This is a genomic window from Streptomyces niphimycinicus, from assembly GCF_018883605.1.
Taxonomy (GTDB): domain Bacteria; phylum Actinomycetota; class Actinomycetes; order Streptomycetales; family Streptomycetaceae; genus Streptomyces; species Streptomyces niphimycinicus.
The window spans coordinates 1-880 of sequence record NZ_JAHLEM010001066.1 but is presented as its reverse complement, the minus strand read 5'-3'; the positions used below and the strand labels follow the sequence as shown (position 1 = coordinate 880).

The following is an 880-nucleotide window of genomic DNA, read 5'->3' as shown; positions in this document are numbered from 1 at the left end:
CAAAACCCAACTCCTTGAACGCAGCATCCACCCGCACCTCACTGCCAGAACCAAACCCCAACACCACCGCCACACCACCCCGCACCACCTCAACCACCACATCCAACCGAGCACCAGCCCCCAACCCCACCAACCGCCCCGCCAACCCCGAGGCCGAAGGGCCACCCTCGGCGATCCGCCGCCGGGTGCGACCGGCCACCAACCCCCGCAACACCGCCGGAAGTTCCTCACCGGCCGCCCCGGCCGGATCGAAGTCCACGGCCACCATCAGCGGGCTCGCGTTCCGGCATGCGGCGTCCAGCAGGGTCAGCCCGCGCTCGGAAGACAATGGCCTCATTCCGCGCAGCCGCGTCAGGTCCGCCCGGCCCATATGCCCGGTCATCTCGCTGGCCTGGGCCCACAGCCCCCATGCCAGCGAAAGCCCGGGCAGTCCCAGCGCCCGCCGATGGGTAACCAGGGCATCGACAAACGCGTTCGCCGCCGCGTATCCGGCCTGACCCGCGTTGCCCACGACTCCGGCGGCCGAGGAGAACATCACGAACATGCGGAGCGGAAGGTTCGCCGTGGCGGTGTGCAGATGGGCGGCCGCCGCGGCCTTCGCCGCCCACACCCGTGCCACCTGTTCCCGGCTCTGTGAGGTGATCACCGCGTCATCCAGCAGGCCCGCCGCATGAATGACACCGGTCAGCGGGTGCGCCGGGTCGATACCGGCCACCGCGTCGGCGACCGCGTCGCCGTCCGTGACATCCACCGCGGCGATCCGTACCTGCGCACCCAGGTCGCTCAGCCGCTCGGCCAACTCGGGTGCGCCGGGCGCGTCCGAGCCACGGCGGCTGACCAGGACCAGTTGCTTGACCTGCCACGTACGCACCAGATGCTC

Annotated in this window: 1 protein-coding gene; it reads right to left on the bottom strand. The window is 70.6% G+C overall.

Annotated elements, in window-relative coordinates; genetic code table 11:
- The coding region (locus KN815_RS47540; protein WP_216347981.1) for an SDR family NAD(P)-dependent oxidoreductase at positions 1-880 on the bottom strand (880 nt) is incomplete at both ends.